Annotated in this window: 17 protein-coding genes; 12 read left to right on the forward strand and 5 right to left on the reverse strand. The window is 44.2% G+C overall.

Annotated features, from left to right (window positions below; translation table 11 throughout):
- Position 1: 1 nt before the first annotated feature.
- Both AB2J24_RS09155 and AB2J24_RS09160 read right to left on the reverse strand, forming a co-directional pair.
- Entirely contained in the window at positions 2–751 is a 750-nt protein-coding gene (locus AB2J24_RS09155; RefSeq protein ID WP_367385379.1) for an electron transfer flavoprotein subunit beta/FixA family protein, read from the reverse strand.
- 182 nt (positions 752–933) lie between these two features.
- Positions 934–1,848 (reverse strand): polyprenyl synthetase family protein, encoded by a 915-nt coding sequence (locus tag AB2J24_RS09160; RefSeq protein ID WP_420883640.1) that lies wholly within the window; start codon positions 1,846–1,848, stop codon positions 934–936.
- Between the two features lie 103 nt (positions 1,849–1,951).
- Here AB2J24_RS09160 and mtgA point away from each other — a divergent pair, with 103 nt between their 5' ends.
- From mtgA to AB2J24_RS09180, 4 genes are all read left to right on the forward strand, one after another.
- A complete protein-coding gene (mtgA, locus tag AB2J24_RS09165) occupies positions 1,952–2,710 on the forward strand; it encodes a monofunctional biosynthetic peptidoglycan transglycosylase (protein ID WP_367385256.1) in 759 nt (252 codons plus the stop codon).
- Between the two features lie 67 nt (positions 2,711–2,777).
- On the forward strand, positions 2,778–3,425 hold the full coding sequence (locus AB2J24_RS09170; protein ID WP_367385257.1) for a glutathione S-transferase family protein: 648 nt from the start codon (positions 2,778–2,780) through the stop codon (positions 3,423–3,425).
- Positions 3,426–3,615: 190 nt separating this feature from the next.
- Positions 3,616–3,801 (forward strand): 50S ribosomal protein L32, encoded by a 186-nt coding sequence (gene rpmF, locus AB2J24_RS09175; RefSeq protein WP_162653166.1) that lies wholly within the window; start codon positions 3,616–3,618, stop codon positions 3,799–3,801.
- A gap of 130 nt (positions 3,802–3,931) precedes the next feature.
- Entirely contained in the window at positions 3,932–4,333 is a 402-nt protein-coding gene (locus tag AB2J24_RS09180; RefSeq protein ID WP_367385258.1) for a hypothetical protein, read from the forward strand.
- A 25-nt stretch (positions 4,334–4,358) separates the two neighbouring features.
- Here AB2J24_RS09180 and AB2J24_RS09185 read toward each other — a convergent pair whose 3' ends face one another.
- A complete protein-coding gene (locus tag AB2J24_RS09185) occupies positions 4,359–4,787 on the reverse strand; it encodes a GlcG/HbpS family heme-binding protein (protein ID WP_367385259.1) in 429 nt (142 codons plus the stop codon).
- 135 nt (positions 4,788–4,922) lie between these two features.
- Here AB2J24_RS09185 and ggt point away from each other — a divergent pair, with 135 nt between their 5' ends.
- Together ggt and AB2J24_RS09195 are read left to right on the forward strand one after the other, a co-directional pair.
- Positions 4,923–6,509 carry a gamma-glutamyltransferase gene (gene ggt, locus AB2J24_RS09190; protein WP_367385260.1) on the forward strand — a complete coding sequence of 529 codons (1,587 nt, stop codon included), beginning with the start codon at positions 4,923–4,925 and terminating at the stop codon, positions 6,507–6,509.
- Positions 6,510–6,589: 80 nt separating this feature from the next.
- Positions 6,590–8,008 (forward strand): DUF3179 domain-containing protein, encoded by a 1,419-nt coding sequence (locus AB2J24_RS09195; RefSeq protein WP_367385261.1) that lies wholly within the window; start codon positions 6,590–6,592, stop codon positions 8,006–8,008.
- A gap of 14 nt (positions 8,009–8,022) precedes the next feature.
- On the opposite strand, the gene phaR is transcribed toward AB2J24_RS09195, so the two are convergent.
- Complete coding sequence (gene phaR, locus AB2J24_RS09200; RefSeq protein ID WP_162653161.1) at positions 8,023–8,601, reverse strand: polyhydroxyalkanoate synthesis repressor PhaR; 579 nt, start codon at positions 8,599–8,601, stop codon at positions 8,023–8,025.
- Positions 8,602–8,781: 180 nt separating this feature from the next.
- Between phaR and AB2J24_RS09205 the strand changes: the two genes are divergently transcribed.
- The 6 genes from AB2J24_RS09205 (at position 8,782) to AB2J24_RS09230 (ending at position 16,086) form a co-directional block, all read left to right on the forward strand.
- Positions 8,782–9,957 carry an acetyl-CoA C-acetyltransferase gene (locus AB2J24_RS09205; RefSeq protein WP_367385262.1) on the forward strand — a complete coding sequence of 392 codons (1,176 nt, stop codon included), beginning with the start codon at positions 8,782–8,784 and terminating at the stop codon, positions 9,955–9,957.
- 103 nt (positions 9,958–10,060) lie between these two features.
- Complete coding sequence (phbB, locus tag AB2J24_RS09210) at positions 10,061–10,786, forward strand: acetoacetyl-CoA reductase (RefSeq protein WP_162653159.1); 726 nt, start codon at positions 10,061–10,063, stop codon at positions 10,784–10,786.
- 642 nt (positions 10,787–11,428) lie between these two features.
- A complete protein-coding gene (locus AB2J24_RS09215) occupies positions 11,429–14,299 on the forward strand; it encodes a helicase-related protein (protein ID WP_367385381.1) in 2,871 nt (956 codons plus the stop codon).
- Positions 14,296–14,685, forward strand: a complete 390-nt coding sequence (locus AB2J24_RS09220) for an RNA-binding S4 domain-containing protein (RefSeq protein WP_367385263.1) — start codon at positions 14,296–14,298, stop codon at positions 14,683–14,685. Before AB2J24_RS09215 ends, AB2J24_RS09220 begins: the two co-directional genes overlap by 4 nt.
- 129 nt (positions 14,686–14,814) lie before the next feature.
- The gene (fdxA, locus tag AB2J24_RS09225) at positions 14,815–15,156 is read left to right on the forward strand and encodes a ferredoxin FdxA (protein ID WP_162653157.1); all 342 of its coding nucleotides are present in this window, start codon (positions 14,815–14,817) and stop codon (positions 15,154–15,156) included.
- A 339-nt stretch (positions 15,157–15,495) separates the two neighbouring features.
- Positions 15,496–16,086 (forward strand): CarD family transcriptional regulator, encoded by a 591-nt coding sequence (locus AB2J24_RS09230; protein WP_162653156.1) that lies wholly within the window; start codon positions 15,496–15,498, stop codon positions 16,084–16,086.
- A 54-nt stretch (positions 16,087–16,140) separates the two neighbouring features.
- On the opposite strand, the gene AB2J24_RS09235 is transcribed toward AB2J24_RS09230, so the two are convergent.
- Entirely contained in the window at positions 16,141–17,568 is a 1,428-nt protein-coding gene (locus AB2J24_RS09235) for a M48 family metalloprotease (RefSeq protein WP_367385264.1), read from the reverse strand.
- Positions 17,569–17,570 lie beyond the last annotated feature (2 nt).

The raw sequence follows: 17,570 nt of genomic DNA on the forward strand, positions 1-17,570 counted from the left end.
CCTATAATACGCCAGCTTCGTTTTTCAATTTATCAACAAGTTCATCAACTGAACCAACGATCACACCTGCTTGGCGTGTTTCTGGCTCTTCAGTTGTGATGATTTCCAGGCGAGGTGTAATATCAATACCAAGATCTGCGACAGTCTTTTTATCAATCGGCTTTTTCTTGGCTTTCATGATATTAGGTAGCGAGGCAAAACGTGGTTCGTTTAAACGAAGGTCTGTTGTTGCAACCATTGGCATTTTGACATTGATTGTTTGCATACCGCCATCAACTTCACGTGTTACTTCCGCGCTATCGCCGTTCACTTTGATCTCAGAGGCATATGTTGCCTGAGGCCAGCCAAGAAGAGCGGCCAACATTTGACCGGTTTGGCCTGCATCATCATCAATTGCCTGCTTGCCGGCAATAACGAGATCTGCACCTTCTGTTTCGACAACAGATTTTAGGATTTTTGCGACCGTCAAAGGTTCCGTGAGTTCATCAGTTTCAACCAACACACCGCGATCAGCGCCCATTGCGAGAGCTGTGCGAATTGTGTCTTCAGATTTTGCCGGGCCAATTGAAACAGCAATCACTTCATCTGCTGTTCCTGCTTCACGCATGCGTAAAGCTTCTTCCACTGCAATTTCATCAAATGGGTTCATCGACATTTTGACATTTGCCAATTCAACGCCCGATCCATCTGGTTTTACTCGAACTTTCACGTTGTAATCGACAACGCGTTTAACGGGTACGAGAACCTTCATCTCAAATCCTTCTCTCAATAAAACTTACCTATAGAGCCTGTCTATATCGATCAATTGTCGCAAATGTTTTGCAATGTCAAACCAATTCATACGGTGGCAACAAACGTTACGTTATTTTGGGTAGATTTAGGACGTTGTCTCTGATTTCTACGGCTCTGTGCAAATGTAACGATAGGTTTTTTCTATCGATCTCGGAAGATTACAAAATTGGCTGTTTCTTCAAGTATTTTGGTGTCGCGGTTCATTCCATGTAGCAAAGTTTTAGCTTCTTCGGCGAGTTCAACAAGTTTTGCCCTTGCCCAATCAGCGCCATGTAACGCGACCAACGTGCCTTTGCCACGATCGGCATCTTTGCCAGTATTTTTGCCCATAGTTTTAGCATCAGATGTTACATCTAGGAGGTCATCGGCAAGCTGGAAAGCCTGTCCGATGATGCGGCCAAAGTTGCTCATGGTTTTATGTTCAAAATTGTCAGCATCGCCAATTTTTGCTCCTGCCTCGCAGGCATAACGGATAAGCGCTCCGGTTTTCATCTGTTGAAGTGTTAAGATGCCGGCTTCATCGGGCGTGGTTTTCTCCGCGGCAAGATCAAGCGCTTGGCCGCCCACCATGCCGCCAAGACCTGACGCGCGGGTAAGGCTGGAGATCAATTTGATTTTCTTTTCTGCCGAAAGAGGGGTTGTATCTGCTGATAATATATCAAAGGCATAAGTGAGTAAGCCATCACCTGCCAGAATTGCAGTTGCTTCATCGAAAGCTATGTGAACGGTGGGCTGTCCTCGGCGTAACGCATCATCATCCATTGCCGGGAGATCATCATGGACAAGTGAATAACAATGAATACATTCAAGCGCCGTTGCTACCTTTAAAGCGGCAACGGAGCTGCCGTTAAAGCTTTTTGCTGTTTCAAGCACTAAGAATGGACGTAAACGCTTGCCACCATTTAGTGAGCCATGACGCATAGCTTGCATGAGATGATCAGGTCGCACGATTTCGCCTTGTAAAATATCTTCCGATAAAACAGTTTTCAACTCCTGCTCAATAAGCTTGGCAGTGTTTTGTAGTTTCATTGTAAAATTTTGTTTTGCTTGATCTATCATGATTTTCTATTGCCATGACTTATGAGTGATCGCAATCTTTTCTTGATGTTTGTTATGTGACCTTTTATCCAGAGCGAAGGATTGTTTTGGGGTGGTGCAGTTGGCAAAAGCAAAGAAAGTAACAAAGAAGAAGATCAAAGCTAAGGCTGGGAAGCCAGCTCAAGTCTCTTGGCGTCAACGCTTAAAGCGATGGCTTTGGCGGTTGTTGTTCGTGATATTAATTATATTGCTGTTGCCGTATCTTCTTGTATTGCTTTATCGGTTTGAATTTATCCATCCTGTTTCCACTTTAATGCTAGGTGAACTGATGTCTGGCCGCAGCTATGAACGACAATGGGTTGAACTAGAAGATGTAGCCCCGGTCATGGTTCAGTCTGTCATTATGAGCGAAGATGGCCAATATTGCGCCCATTCAGGTGTAGATTGGGATGCGCTCAGTATTATCGTTGAAGAAACATTGGAAAATGGCTCTCCGTCCCGCGGTGCCAGCACAATTTCCATGCAAGTTTCGAAGAATCTGTTTCTCACCTCTTGGCGATCTCCCATTCGTAAGATGTTGGAGATACCGCTGGCACTTTTCTCAGATATGTTCTGGGGGAAGCCACGTATGATCGAACTCTATCTCAATTCTGCTGAATGGGGACATGGTATTTACGGAGTTGAGGCGGCTGCGCAAAGTTATTTTGGGCGGTCTGCGGAAAAGCTCACGCGTAAACAAGCTGCGCTTCTCACAGTAGCGCTCCCCAATCCAATCTTGCGAAACCCTGCTAATCCTTCGAAAGGATTGCGACGTTTAGCTAGCAGGATCGAAACGCGCTCAAAACAATCTGGTGCATATATCAAATGTATTTATCCATAGATTAGCAACTATTGTTGGACATAGGGTGTTAGATTTGCGACTCCAGCTGTGACAAGGAGATAATCGCATGTCTGATTTTACACTTTATATAGGTAACAAAAACTATTCATCATGGTCTTTTAGACCGTGGATCGGCCTTAAAGTTGCTGGTATTGAATTTGAAGAAAAACTTGTTCCGTTTGAAATGGCAGCGGGAAACCCCAAGTTTAAAGAATTCTCACCAACGGGGAAGGTTCCCGTTCTTGTTGATGGTGATTTGGTAGTAGCAGAATCACTTGCCATTCTTGATCATGTTGCGAGAAAATTCCCTGAAAAGAATCTATGGCCAAGTGATGAGCGTGTTCGTACGCTGGCTATGGCAGCTTCATGCGAAATGGTTGGCGGATTTTCAGCCATACGAAATCAGTGTCCTATGAATTTGCGTCGCCCAATCAAGAGGCTTGAGCAAGATGCGGCACTTGCAAAAGATGTTGCTCGCATTGAAACGTTATGGATTGAGAACTTAAACAAGTTTGGCGGTGATTTTCTGTTTGGCAAATTTTCCATCGCGGATGCAATGTTTGCGCCTGTTGTCAATCGATTAGAAGTCTATGCTCTTACGAGTAATGTTCAGATTCGTGCATATATGGAGCGGGTGAAATCGCTTGCCGCTTGGCAAGAATGGGAGGCTGCTGGTATAAAAGAGCCATGGATCGTAGAGGAAGACGAGGCCTAGCAGCCTTTTTCACAAATAATACAGGTTTTCTTGGTGTCAATTATGGTTGATGTAAAAAATCTGATAATTTCACTGGTCAAAAGGTGAAACTCATTGTATAAGCCCGCCAAATCCCAATTTTGGCGTTGCGACCAATAGGGCGGTTAAATACACCGTCGATAACGTAATGCCCGCACTAATGGAGTAGAAAATGGCTGTACCAAAGAGTAAGATCACGCGTTCTAGACGCGGTCATCGTCGGTCAACAGATGCGCTGAAAGCACCGCAATATGTTGAAGATAAAGATTCAGGCGAACTTCGTCGTTCACACCATATCGATCTTAAAACCGGTATGTATCGTGGCCGTCAGGTTTTGACACCTAAAGAAGACGCATAATTTAACGATAACTCGTTTTATGTAATTTGCTGATTAGGCTGGCCCGATTTTATGTCGAGCTGGCCTTTTTCTATATTCTCTAGTCTATAGCGTCTAGTAATTTGCAGGCGAGATAAGAAAGATCATCACAATGTTACTTGCAATCCCGCTAATGCTAATTCCATTTATTCTGTATAATGTTGTTATGCTTGGACCTGGGGCCGGCATTGGTGGCCTTGAAAACCAAGTTATGGAATTGTCCATGCTCTCTGGCGCTAACTGGATCGTCAATGTAGGGGACCTATTTATTCTGATCGCACTCGTTTTGTTATTTATCGAAATTTTAAAATCGACGCGAACTGGACCATTTTCAGTTCTTGATCATATGTTGTCGATGTTTGTTTTCATTGCATTTTTGGTAGAGTTTTTGCTGGTTAAGGGCGCTGCTACTCAAATATTCTTTGTGCTGATGGCAATCTCATTCATTGATGTGATCGCGGGATTTTCCGTGTCTATCAAGTCTGCCGGGCGCGATGTCTCAATTGGTCTTTAAATATCGAGTTTAGATCTGATAGAAATTAACCTGCATCAGCTATAAATCCTGCAGCCTCAATGCCTGCAATTGCAGCGGCTTCATCATTGTCTGATACGTCGCCAGTGATGCCAACTGCGCCAATGACATCACCTTTAGATGTTTTAACCAACACACCCCCTGGTACCGGTACAATTTTACCGCCGGATACGTTTGAAAGTCCTTCCAGGAAGTGCGGGCGTCCTTCTGCTTGCGCATCAAGCCAGCGTGAACCGACACCACAGGCAACTGCTCCATAGGCTTTGCCGCATGCAATTTCAAAACGCATCATGGATGCACCATCTTGTCTTTGAAACGCCTTAACGTGTCCACCAGTATCTAGGACCACCACAGCCAGAGGTTTTAAGCCAAGCCTAGCACTCTCAAGATATGCTGCTTCGATCATTTTATTTGCGTCTGAAAGGGTAATTTGCATGGAAGTCCTCATTAAGAGTTTGAATGATCAATATTTATCATTATTATGCGCCAGAAGTGTTGACTTGATAATATAGAAGAAAATGAAAGTCATCGGACCATATTTAACTTACATTGTTTCTGAAAAGGAAATAATATGCGGCGATTAGATACTCCAGGGCGTTCTCAGGTTTTTGCCGAGAACGGGATTGTTGCTACGTCCCATCCGTTGGCGTCTTCAACAGCGCTTTCTATCTTGCGTGATGGAGGATCAGCTGTTGATGCTGCGATTGCAGCCTCTATGGTTCTGAGTGTCGTTGAGCCGCAGATGACAGGTATCGGCGGTGATTGCTTTGCTATTATCCATGATCCAAAGCAAGGCGGCATCCACGCAGTTAATGGCTCTGGTAGATCTTCAGCGAAAGCTGAAATTAATTGGTTTTTTGAGAATGATATTATTGAAATAGTTGATAGCGGCGTGCATTCGATTACGGTACCCGGTGCTCTTAAAGCCTTTGATGAAATGCATCAAAAGTTCGGTAAACTTGAGTGGACACAGCTTTTTGGTGATGCGATCAGCACAGCCCGAAATGGGTTTGCTGTTTCCCCCCGTGTAGCATTTGATTGGGCTCGCAATGATGATGCTCTTTTGCGTGACGAAGGAAGCGCGCAGCATTTGTTGCTTAGTGGCCGTGTTCCGGAACTTGGGGAGCGCATGAAGTTCGAGGCCCTTGCGAATACGCTGGAAAAGATTTCAGAATATGGAATTGCACCGTTCTATGAGGGTGAGTTTGCCGCTGAAATTGCATCCGTGATTGCTGCCAAAGGCGGTCTTTTGGATGAAGAAGATTTAGCCAATGTAACCTGTGATTGGGTTGAACCTATATCGACTGAGTTTGCTGGTCATGAGGTGTTGGAAATTCCACCAAATGGGTCTGGCATGGTGACGCTGATTATGATGAACTTGATGGAAATTCTTGATGTTCATTCATATGCACCAGATAGCGCGGAACGCTATCATCTTGAGATTGAAATTGGCCGTGTTGCTTATTCTGTCCGTGATGCGATGTTGGCTGATCCGGAGCACATGGAAGTGCCCGTTGAAGAGTTGATATCTAAAGAATACGCCCAGAAATTGGCAGGGCAGATTTCGAAGTTGAGACGTAATGATAAAATCGTTCTGCCTGAAATTCCCTCCTCTGACACGGTTTATCTCACAGTTGCTGACAAGGATGGCCAGATTGTTTCACTTATCTATTCTGTCTTTACAGACTTCGGCTCCAAGATAGTCACACCGAATTCCGGTATTGTTCTGCAAAGTCGTGGCGCTTGTTTCAATTTGATTCCAGGACACCCGAATGTAATTGGGCCATCTAAACGCCCGCTGCATACGATTATTCCTGCAATGGCGATGCAAGATGGGAAACCGAGTTACTCATTTGGTGTCATGGGTGGTGCTTACCAGCCGATGGGGCAGTCGCACGTATTTGCCAATTTGGAAAAATATGGATTTGATCCACAAACAGCACTTGATTATCCTCGATTGTTTTGGGGCAAAGATGGTGTATTGGAAGCAGAAAGTGGTTTGTCTCGATCTGTGCTCGGTGGGCTGGAAGCTCGTGGGCATAAGTTGCGATCAGCAGCGACACCAATTGGCGGTGGGCAGATTATCAAGGTTGATCCTTCAGGGTTCTACTGTGCTGGTTCTGATCCACGAAAAGACGGTTTTGCGATCGGGTACTAGATCTACATTCTTAGCCATTCACGTGGCGATAAATTTAAATTTACTATCAAGTGAAATGAACATCATGGATATTTGTATCCATGATGACAAAACGTAAAAAAATAATATCCGCTTTTCTCGCCGGTTCTTTTCTCATGTCTGGTCAATCTGCGGTTTCGAAAAATGCGACACCATCCAGTAAAATTGCCGTTCAGGAAGCTGAACGTGCAGATTTTGTTGAACTTGCGATGCAAGCTCTTATTGGAGATGATGACCAACGAAGAGCCGCCATTGATTTCTTTGTTGATCGGGGTGATCGCGATATTGTGCCTCTACTTGTCTTGCTGATGCGGATCGGTGGTGCACATATTGACGTACAAGATGCACTTTTCAAGCTTACTGGCCAGGAGATGAAGACTTGGCGAGATGCCATGCTATGGCAGGAGGCGCATCCTGAGATTATTTCGCATCCATCCTACTACGATATTAAGTTGCGCTATTTTTATAATATTGACCGTAATTTCGGGCAGTTTTTCTCATCGAAATATTTGAAACCGGAGAATATGAAAATCCGCTTTGAGGAGATTACATGGGGCGGGGTGAAAGTAGATGGTATTCCCTCACTTGATAACCCCAAAATGATCGATGCATCCAAGGCTGATTATTTGCTTGATAGTGATTTGGTTTTCGGTGTTGAAATTAATGGGGATGTTCGTGCCTATCCACTTCGCATAATGGGGTGGCATGAGATGTTTAATGATGTGATCGGTGGCGTGCCTGTTGCGCTTGCCTATTGCACGTTATGTGGATCTGGCATCCTGTACGAGACGAAACTTGTTGGCCAAGAAGATCATTTGGTGTTTGGTTCATCTGGCTTTCTTTACCGTTCAAATAAACTTATGTTTGATCGACAGACATCTAGCCTCTGGAACCAATTTACAGGTATGCCCGTAGTTGGTGAATTGGTCGATAAAGGTATTAAGTTAAAAACACGCCCCGTGACGATTACCACTTGGGGGAAATGGCAGAAGCGAAACCCCAAAACGAAAGTACTATCTTTGGACACTGGACACTTTCGTGATTATGATTCAGGCGTTGTCTATAACGAATATTTTGCAAGCCCCGAACTTATGTTCCCAGCGCTTGTTGAAGATGAGAGCATTGTAAAACGTAAGGATTATGTTTTCGGTATTCGTGATTATGGTGCTGCTAAAGCATGGCCACTTGCAGCTTTTACGAAAAAAACAGTCATCAATGACCGAATTGGTTCAAAAAATATCGTTCTAATTGGCGATGCAACAACTCGCACAGTTAGATCCTATGAACGTGGAGATGTTGAATTCGAACACGGAGGTACGCTGGAGAGCTTGAAAAGTGATGCTGGTATCTGGCTAATTTCTGAAGACGCGATTACAGGACCCAATGGCGAAAAACTAACACGAATTTCCGGTAGTATTTCTTACTGGTTTGCCTGGGAAAACTATCTCGGCAAGACAAGCAAGTTATATCGTCATGATTAACTGGGAATGATCTCTCAGCTAATCTTGTTGATCTTATCTTGCATGCCTTTGAGTTGTTCTTTTAACTCGTCAATTTCGCTCTTAGCTTCGTCTTTTTTTTCTTCACCTTCAGGTGACATTGCGAAGGGAGAAAACATCGACATGGCTTGCTGAAACATTTCTGTATTTTTTTTGACTTGTTCTTCAATCAACTGCATGGGCGCAGCCATATTCGCAATAACTGGGTTTGCTTCCATGGATGAGGTCATTTGTTCTTTGAACTTTTCTTGTTGCTCGGTAAGCGCTGACATAGAATGTTCGAGATAGCTCGGCACAACCATCTGCATTTGATCACCATAAAATGAAATGAGCTGGCGCAGAAAAGATGTTGGTAGAAGGGTGTTTCCTGTTTTTGCTTCCTGTTCAAAAATAATTTGGGTGAGAACGGAGTGTGTTATATCTTCACCAGTTTTTGCTTCGTTGACGGTAAAATCTTCACCTTTTTGAACCATCTCAGCCAAGTCTTCAAGCGTGACATACGCACTTGTGCCAGTATTATACAAACGTCGGTTTGCATACTTTTTGATGACAATAGCGTCCGTGTCTTTGCTCATGTGACCCTCCAGAAATAAGCTATACTAACTTTGAAATTTACACTAATCTAAAAATATTAGAATTGCCAAGCCTATTGTGCATTGCCGATATTTTGTCTATCTATATTGCGGTGCAGCATTTAGTGCATTGGTTAGGGACGCGCAGTTTGTATTTAAACTGGCTATAAAGAGGAATAATTTATGAGTAGTTCAATTGTAATTGCTGGCATCGCCAGAACAGCGGTCGGCTCTTTTAGTGGTGCGTTTGCTAAAGCGCCTGCACATGATCTTGGTGCGACTGCGATCAAAGGTGCGCTTGCAAAAGCTGGTGTTGAAGCTGACGCGGTGAATGAAGTTATCATGGGGCAAGTCCTAACAGCTGGCATGGGGCAAAACCCTGCACGTCAAGCTGCAATGGCTGCCGGTATCCCGAAAGAAGCAACGGCCTGGGGCCTTAATCAAGTTTGTGGGTCTGGCTTGCGTGCGATGGCAATTGGCATGCAGCAAATTATGAGTGGCGATGCTGATATTATTGCGGCAGGTGGTCAAGAATCTATGTCATTGTCTACTCATTGTGCTCATATGCGTGCGGGTACAAAAATGGGTGATATGAAGCTCATTGATACAATGATAAAAGACGGTCTGACGGAAGCATTTTACGGTTATCACATGGGTGTAACGGCTGAGAACATTGCCAAGAAGTGGGAACTGTCTCGTCAAACACAGGATGAATTTGCTGTCGCATCTCAAAACAAAGCTGAGGCTGCTCAAAAAGCTGGCAAATTTAAAGATGAGATTGTTGCTCATACGATTAAAGGTCGCAAGGGTGATACAATCGTTGAAGAAGATGAGTACATCAAACATGGTGTTACGCTTGAAAGTGTTGGTAAACTTCGTCCTGCTTTTGATAAAGAAGGCACCGTTACCGCCGCGAACGCATCTGGCCTGAACGATGGCGCAGCAGCAGCCATTTTAATGTCTGACGAAGAAGCGAATAAGCGCGATATCGCACCAATGGCGCGTATCGCATCTTGGGCAACGTCTGGTGTTGATCCACAAATTATGGGTATTGGTCCAATTCCAGCATCGCGTAAAGCGTTAGAACGCGCGGGTTGGTCTGTTGGCGATCTTGATCTTGTTGAAGCGAATGAAGCATTTGCTGCACAAGCATGTGCTGTGAACATGGATATGGGTTGGGATCCCGAAATCGTAAACGTCAATGGCGGCGCGATTGCAATTGGTCACCCAATTGGTGCTTCCGGCGCACGTGTTCTAACCACACTTATCCATGAAATGGTTCGTCGTGATGTGAATAAAGGCCTTGCTACACTATGTATTGGTGGTGGTATGGGCGTAGCGCTTTGCGTTGAACGTTAGGCAGCTATTACATAATAACATATGTCTTTTTTTGAAAATTTGCTAAAGTCAATTTAGGTTAAACTTTAACGACTTTAGCAGACATTTCATCAAGAGGGACATTATGAGTAAAGTAGCAATCGTAACTGGCGGCACCCGAGGTATCGGCGCCGCCATTTCTGTAGCATTAAAAGAAGCTGGTTATACTGTTGCCGCCAACTATGCAGGTAATGATGAGGCCGCCGCTGCCTTTACAGCAGAAACTGGCATTAAAGCGTATAAATGGTCAGTTGCAGATTATGAAGCATGTGCTGCCGGTATCGCGCAAGTTGAAGCGGATTTGGGTGAAATCTCAGTTCTAGTGAATAATGCAGGCATTACTCGCGATGGTATGTTCCACAAAATGACTCCTGAAAAATGGAATGAAGTCATCAACACCAATCTAAATGGTGTTTTCAACATGACACACCCAATTTGGCCGGGCCTGCGCGCTCGTAAATTTGGTCGTGTGATTAACATTTCGTCTATCAATGGTCAAAAAGGCCAAGCTGGCCAAGCTAATTATTCTGCTGCCAAAGCGGGTGATATTGGTCTGACCAAAGCGCTGGCTCAAGAAGGCGCTCGCGCTGGGATCACAGTCAATGCTGTTTGCCCAGGCTATATTGGCACTGATATGGTCAAAGCAATTGACCCGGATGTGTTAGAAAAACATGTTTTACCACTTATTCCAGTTGGCCGTTTGGGCGAGCCGGAAGAGATTGCACGCTGCGTTGTCTTCCTTGCATCCGATGATGCTGGTTTCATCACAGGGTCAACAATTTCTGCAAATGGTGGTCAATACTTCTCTTAAGAGTTTAGTCACAAATTGAATGCTAAGGCGCCTCATTGAGGCGCCTTTTTTTACGCTTTGTTAATACTGATTAACAGTGAGCATTAGGTTTCCTCTCAATATATGGATTGTAGAGGTGGAAATTAGTTATCCGGTGCATGGGTTGGGCAATATGTAGTCATGAACAAAATAAGAACATACTCAGGTGAGCGATTCGTGTCTGTTTCGTTCCGCTTTTGGTCTAATGCTTAATGATTTTGAACAAAAATTGACTTTAACTTTAACTATCTGTTTGTTTTGATTAACAAAGTGTAACTAAAATAGTTAATCGGATGTGTGGTTTTTCACATAGTTTTTTATATTCTAAACCCATCGGAGTTGTTATTAACTTTTCAATGGAAAATTCAATAGAATATCTTCAGTCAATGTCGATATTTTGTTCACTTTTTTGCGCTGATCGCAATATGTAGCCGTGAACAAAACGGGAAATGAGCTTAGTCAGCGATTCGTAGCCGATTCGTTCTATCCCTGTTCCATTCGTTAACAGGCGAGGTTTTCATAACGTGTTTTTTTCGTGTTTGTTTTGCTTAATTATGCTAGCAAAAACTAAGTGACGTGTGAGTTCAATTTATGAATAGACATTCTGAAATACCAGTAGATCCGATTGTCGTAAGTGGTCGCGGCGTAACGGCTGTTTTGGGACCGACAAATACTGGTAAAACCCATTATGCAATTGAACGAATGATTGCCCATAAAAGTGGTGTCATTGGGTTGCCATTACGTCTCCTGGCTCGCGAAGTTTATCAGCGACTTATCAAACGTGTCGGGGAGGGTAAGGTTGCATTAGTAACGGGTGAAGAAAAGATCAGTCCGCCAAATGCAGCGTACACGGTGTGCACTGTTGAAGCGATGCCCCGCACAACAAACGCGGCTTTTGTTGCAATTGACGAAGTTCAGCTTGCATCTGATTTAGAGCGTGGGCATGTTTTCACCGATAGAATATTGCATCTAAGGGGTACTGAGGAAACGCTGCTGCTTGGCTCGGATATTATGCGCAATGTACTATCACGCATGATGCCAGGCCTATATGTGATCGAGCGACCGCGTCTCTCACGCCTCGAATATAGCGGTTCGCGCAAAATATCGCGGCTGCAAAGACGTTCCGCCGTTGTCGCGTTTTCTGCCAATGAAGTTTATGCCATTGCAGAACTTATTCGTCGCCAGCGTGGTGGTGCAGCGGTGGTTTTGGGTGCGTTGTCCCCCAGAACCCGCAATGCTCAAGTTGAACTTTATCAAAATGGTGATGTTGATTATCTTGTAGCAACTGATGCTATTGGTATGGGGCTAAATCTGGATGTTGATCATGTTGCATTTGCGCAAGATCATAAATTTGATGGTTTTCAGTATAGACCATTAAATCTTGCAGAGCTTGGTCAGATTGCTGGCCGAGCAGGCAGGCATACGACCGATGGCACTTTCGGCGTGACAGGACATGCGGTACCTTTAAATGAAGAAACCGTTGAGCGTTTGGAAGCGCATGTATTTGAACCTGTGAAGATATTGCAATGGCGCAATCAGCAGCTTGATTTTTCATCTTTGTCGAATCTCGTTTCGAGTTTGGAGCGCACACCCGTGATAAACGGGCTAACAAAGGCTGTTCCGAGTGTTGATCAGCGGGCGCTTGAATTTCTATCAAGGGATGATGATGTTACGAAATATACCAACAGCGCATCGCGGGTGAAAACTTTATGGGAAGTATGCGCACTTCCCGATTACCGTGGTGTTGCACCCGCCCAACATGGTGAATTGATCTCAACTATTTTTCAGGATCTCGTGATTAAAGGTTCGGTAGATGAGGATTATCTTGCCAAACAACTTCGTCTCTTAGATAAGACAGATGGTGAAATTGACACATTGTCTGCGCGAATCTCTCAAATTAGAACATGGACATACGTATCAAATCATCCTGCGTGGCTTGCAAATCCGCAACATTGGCAAGAAAAAACACGTGAAATTGAGGATCGTTTGTCTGATGCGCTACATGAGAGGTTGACGAAACGGTTTGTAGATCGCAGGACATCTGTGCTGATGAAGCGGTTAAGAGAGAAAGCAATGCTGGAAGCAGAAATAAGTGTAAATGGCGATATGTTCGTCGAGGGTCATCATGTAGGTCAACTGAATGGATTTCGGTTTGTACCGGATAAGTCGGCTGAAGGTTTGGATGCAAAGGCTGTAATGGCGGCATCACAAAGTGCTTTGGTCATAGAATTTGAAGCGCGTGCTGCTCGATTGCATGCTGGCGCAAATGGTGATTTTGCAATTGGTAATGATGGTACGATCAGATGGAATGGTGAACCCGTTGGTAAATTGACCAAGGGTGATCACATCATGAAGCCGAAAGTGATCATTTTAGCTGATGATCAGATTGCCGAGAATGTACGTGATTTAGTGATTGCTCGTATTGAGCGGTTTATAAATCACCATATTGCGACAGTGTTAAAACCTTTAGATGAATTATCTCGTGCAGATGATATTGAAGGGTTAGGCCGCGGTCTCGCTTTTCAAATTGTTGAAGCATTGGGTGTTCTTTTCCGTCGAGATGTTCATGAAACAGTAAAGAGCATTGATCAATCTGAACGCGGCATATTACGTCGCTATGGCATTCGCTTTGGTGCTTATCACATCTTCATGCCGGCATTGCTTAAGCCAGCACCTGCTGAATTGATTACCTTGTTATGGGCAATCTCAAATGATGGATTTGAGAAAGCAGGTTTTGGTGAGGTCATCGCTGGACTAGCTGCTGGACGTACATCTATGCAAACAGATCAGAGTTTTGAACGCGAATTCTATCGCCTTGCGGGCTTCCGTTTCCTGGGTAAGCGTGCGGTGCGTATTGATATTTTAGAACGCCTTGCAGACCTTATCCGTCCGGCACTTAGTTGGAACCCCGGAGATGGTCCGCGCCCTGAGGCTGGTTATGATGGCAAAACATTCATTTCGACACCATCAATGCTTTCGATTTTAGGTGCTACAGCGGAAGATATTGAGGAGATCTTAAAAGGTCTTGGTTATCGCGCTGAACCTATCGCGGCGGAGGTTGTAGAAGAGCATTTGGCAGGCTTTAAAGATGATGCCGAGGCGAAGTCTGATGGCCCTGTTGTTGAAGTAGTTTCTACCAAGCAGATCGTAAAAGATGCAGAGCCTTCTGTTAAAGCTGATGAAGATAAAGATGCTGTTGCGAAAGTGGATGAAGCTGTTGAGGTTGAAGAAGAGCCCAAGCCCGTTTTACTTTGGCGTCCAGCGAGCCGGCAAGAACGGACACGCGGTCGTGGTAAGTCTGGAGCTCAGGGCGATGGAGCAAATAAAGGTCGATCTAATCGCGGCGGCGGTAAGAAATTTACCAAGCATAATAAAAACAACCACAACAAAGGTAAGCAGGGAAACTCTGCTAAGTTTGTGAAGAAGGACAAGCCGCTTGATCCTGATTCTCCATTTGCTAAATTGGCAGCGCTTAAGGATCAGATGAAAACGTGAGTGAAGGCGTTAAGCAACGTATAGATAAATGTCTGTTTTTCATGCGTGTTGTAAAGTCTCGCACGCTTGCTGGTAAGCTTGTTTCAAGTGGAAAGGTGCGCGTTAATAAGGATAAAGTATCGTCTGCAAATTATCAGGTTAAACTGGATGATGTGTTAACGATTACCCTTGAGCGATCCGTCTTGGTTTTGCGTATTATAAACTTTGGAGAACGGCGGGGCCCCTATCAGGAAGCCAAAGAACTTTACGAAGATTTGTCGCCACCACCTGTTACAAAGGATGAAAAACACATACGGCAAATGAGTGCGCCATCTCGAGATCCGGGTGCTGGACGGCCTACAAAAAAAGAAAAGCGAGAGCTTGATCGGTTTCGATATCCATCTTGAAATATGCAGGTTATATCGTGCTTTGGAAAATGTTGCTCGATAGGCCCTTAATTTATGGAACATAATTCCTTGCAATGCAGGATTAAAGCATTTACCAGAACGTAAATATTAGAATATTTGGAGTAGCACGTGACTTATATCGTGACCGAAAATTGCATACGCTGCAAATACATGGATTGTGTTGAAGTTTGCCCTGTTGATTGTTTCTACGAGGGCGACAATATGCTGGTGATTCACCCAGATGAATGTATCGATTGTGGCGTTTGTGAGCCTGAGTGCCCCGCAGAAGCCATTTCGCCAGATACTGATCCTGGTTTGGAGAAATGGCTTAAAATCAATACAGATTTTGCGGAAAAGTGGCCAAATATTACCGTTGCCAGAGAAAAACCTGCTGATGCCGAAGAGATGGATGGTGTTGAAGACAAATATAAGAAGTTCTTCTCTGAGGCTCCGGGGTTGGGCGATCAATAGTTATTTGGACTAAATGACTGTGCATACATTTCCGTAATTAACTATATCTTAAGAGTTTGTGACCGGTTTTTACGCGCACGTTGAAATTGTTAGGTTTTTGTGTTATTGTCGCAAAACTGACAAAAAAATTACGGCATACGAGGCATCGTCAATTTGACCATTTGGGCAGAGTGGTCCTTCAACATAAATATACCGATCCTATCCTGCGCTTGTTTTACAGCGAGTGCATGAAAATGTTTGAGCTTAATTGAGTTGGAATAGTTCCGTTGAAAACGGAAACAAAAACAAGACGTTCCGCTGTGTTGATGGAATGTCCAACAGGGAGTGTGATACACACAGATGGCAACCCAGACAAAAAAAACTTCAACACGCCAAGGTTTTAAAATTGGTGAATCTATTGTTTACCCGGCGCATGGTGTTGGTCAAATTACAGAAATTGATGAGCAGGAAGTAGCTGGTCATAAACTTGAGCTTTTTGTTATTGATTTTGATAAAGACAAAATGCGCTTGAAGGTTCCGGTCGCAAAAGCTGTTTCAATCGGCATGCGCAAACTATCAGAAACAGATTTCGTAGAACGCGCTTTGAAAGTTGTTCAAGGTCGTGCTCGTATTAAACGTACCATGTGGTCGCGTCGTGCGCAGGAATATGATGCGAAGATTAATTCAGGTGATCTTATTCAAATTGCAGAAGTTGTTCGCGATCTTTATCGTGCAGAAAACCAACCTGAGCAATCTTATTCAGAACGTCAGCTTTATGAAGCAGCGCTTGATCGTATGGCTCGTGAACTATCCGCAGTCCAGAAGATTTCAGATACGGAAGCAGTTCAGCTTATCGAAGTTAACTTGAATAAAACGCCTCCGGCGAGACGTGTAAAGAAAACCGAAGAAGAAGCTGCAACATCAGAAAATGATGGTTCTGCCGCTGCATAATTTTTTAGGACATCTTATAAAGAAAGCCCGTTAAATCTGTTTAACGGGCTTTTTCTATTCTGAGACGATTTTTACAATTGAACCTTGCGTTAAGGTCGCCCCCGACTGCAACGCATTTAAAACTCTGAACAACTCTATTTTTCGGTTGGTTCCAAGCATTTTTGCCGCAATAGAAGAAACGGTATCACCAGGTGCGACCTGAACGGTTCGAATGCGCAAGGGCCGCAGGTTGGCAACCTCATTTTGGCTTAACGCGCGGAAACTACCGGCAATTTCTTTAGCAACCAATAGGTAGCGCGCTTTGGTTTTTGGAACAGCTGTCAGAAAGCGATAATAAAATTCGTTATATTGAATGAGCGTAACATCAAATATCCACCGATCAGCCTGTGCGCGTGCAGTTAATGCAGGCAGACCATTGATTGTTGTGCGTGCTATGCTTGAAGGCTCAAGCCCCTTGATCCAGCCATCGTTTATATAACTATCGAGTGAGCTACCTGCTTTAATCTCAACAGCATCGAATTGCGTGGCGATTTCGTTTGGCCCATTTGCCAAAACCGCATCGCTTGTATTGTCGATTTCAAACCCATCGGGTACATCAAAGCGAATGCCTAAATTTGCATGTAGGAATGTATTACCGCGAACATATCCGTGTTGAGCATTGTCGCCAAATGTTAGTCCATTAATGTCCCGCATAAAATTAGCGCGGTTTGTTGTTTGTGATGATGGAGATGTGAATTGATCCGCATATTTCTGTGCCGCGGCTCGTCGCTTAGGGGTAGATGGATGGCTGGATAAAAAGTTTAGACCTGAGAATGTCTGATCTTCAGCATTAAATGCACTAAAATTTTCCAAAGATTTTAAGAAGCGCACCGATGCATCGGGGTCATATCCTGCTTGTGCGAGCATTCGTATGCCAATTTCATCAGCTTGTAATTCTTGTTGACGAGAAAATGCGGCAAGGCGCAGTTTGTTGCGCGCCAGAACACTATTGGTTGATAAATTGCCGGATAGAATTTCGGACACAACCTGACCGGCAATCAGCGCTGCATCTTGTTGTTGTTGCCGCTGAATACCATGGTTTGCAATTACATGTGCCATCTCATGCGATATAACCGCGGCTATTTCAGCCTCGTCGTTTGCCAAAGCAAGCAGGCCTCGTGTGATGTAAAGATAACCACCTGGTAAAGCAAAGGCATTGACAGAGGGGGCATCTAAAATTGTAATCCGGTACGATTGGATAGGGTTTTCAGAAACCGTTGTAAGAACACCAACAATGCGGGCTATCATTTTTAAAGCATTTGCATCTCGATATTCACCGCCATAACTGGCTACAATTTTGGGGTGTTGTCTTGCACCAATTTCCGCGCGTTTATCATCAAGCTGCAGTTGATCAACAGTTTGTGGGTTTGATGAAGGTGCAAATTCGCTTTCAAGATCGCTTGGTGTAATACACCCTGCTAATCCGCCCACAAAAAAAGCCACAG

Origin of the sequence: Lentilitoribacter sp. EG35, from assembly GCF_040784015.1 — a bacterium.
Taxonomy (GTDB): domain Bacteria; phylum Pseudomonadota; class Alphaproteobacteria; order Rhizobiales; family Rhizobiaceae; genus Lentilitoribacter.

Bases quoted from the DNA above. Each gene is read 5' to 3' on its own strand.
- AB2J24_RS09155 (WP_367385379.1), bottom strand. From the start codon at position 751: ATGAAGGTTCTCGTACCCGTTAAACGCGTTGTCGATTACAACGTGAAA.
- AB2J24_RS09170 (WP_367385257.1), top strand. From the start codon at position 2,778: ATGTCTGATTTTACACTTTATATAGGTAACAAAAACTATTCATCATGG.
- rpmF (WP_162653166.1), top strand. From the start codon at position 3,616: ATGGCTGTACCAAAGAGTAAGATCACGCGTTCTAGACGCGGTCATCGT.
- AB2J24_RS09180 (WP_367385258.1), top strand. From the start codon at position 3,932: ATGTTACTTGCAATCCCGCTAATGCTAATTCCATTTATTCTGTATAAT.
- AB2J24_RS09185 (WP_367385259.1), bottom strand. From the start codon at position 4,787: ATGCAAATTACCCTTTCAGACGCAAATAAAATGATCGAAGCAGCATAT.
- ggt (WP_367385260.1), top strand. From the start codon at position 4,923: ATGCGGCGATTAGATACTCCAGGGCGTTCTCAGGTTTTTGCCGAGAAC.
- AB2J24_RS09195 (WP_367385261.1), top strand. From the start codon at position 6,590: ATGATGACAAAACGTAAAAAAATAATATCCGCTTTTCTCGCCGGTTCT.
- phaR (WP_162653161.1), bottom strand. From the start codon at position 8,601: ATGAGCAAAGACACGGACGCTATTGTCATCAAAAAGTATGCAAACCGA.
- AB2J24_RS09205 (WP_367385262.1), top strand. From the start codon at position 8,782: ATGAGTAGTTCAATTGTAATTGCTGGCATCGCCAGAACAGCGGTCGGC.
- phbB (WP_162653159.1), top strand. From the start codon at position 10,061: ATGAGTAAAGTAGCAATCGTAACTGGCGGCACCCGAGGTATCGGCGCC.
- AB2J24_RS09230 (WP_162653156.1), top strand. From the start codon at position 15,496: ATGGCAACCCAGACAAAAAAAACTTCAACACGCCAAGGTTTTAAAATT.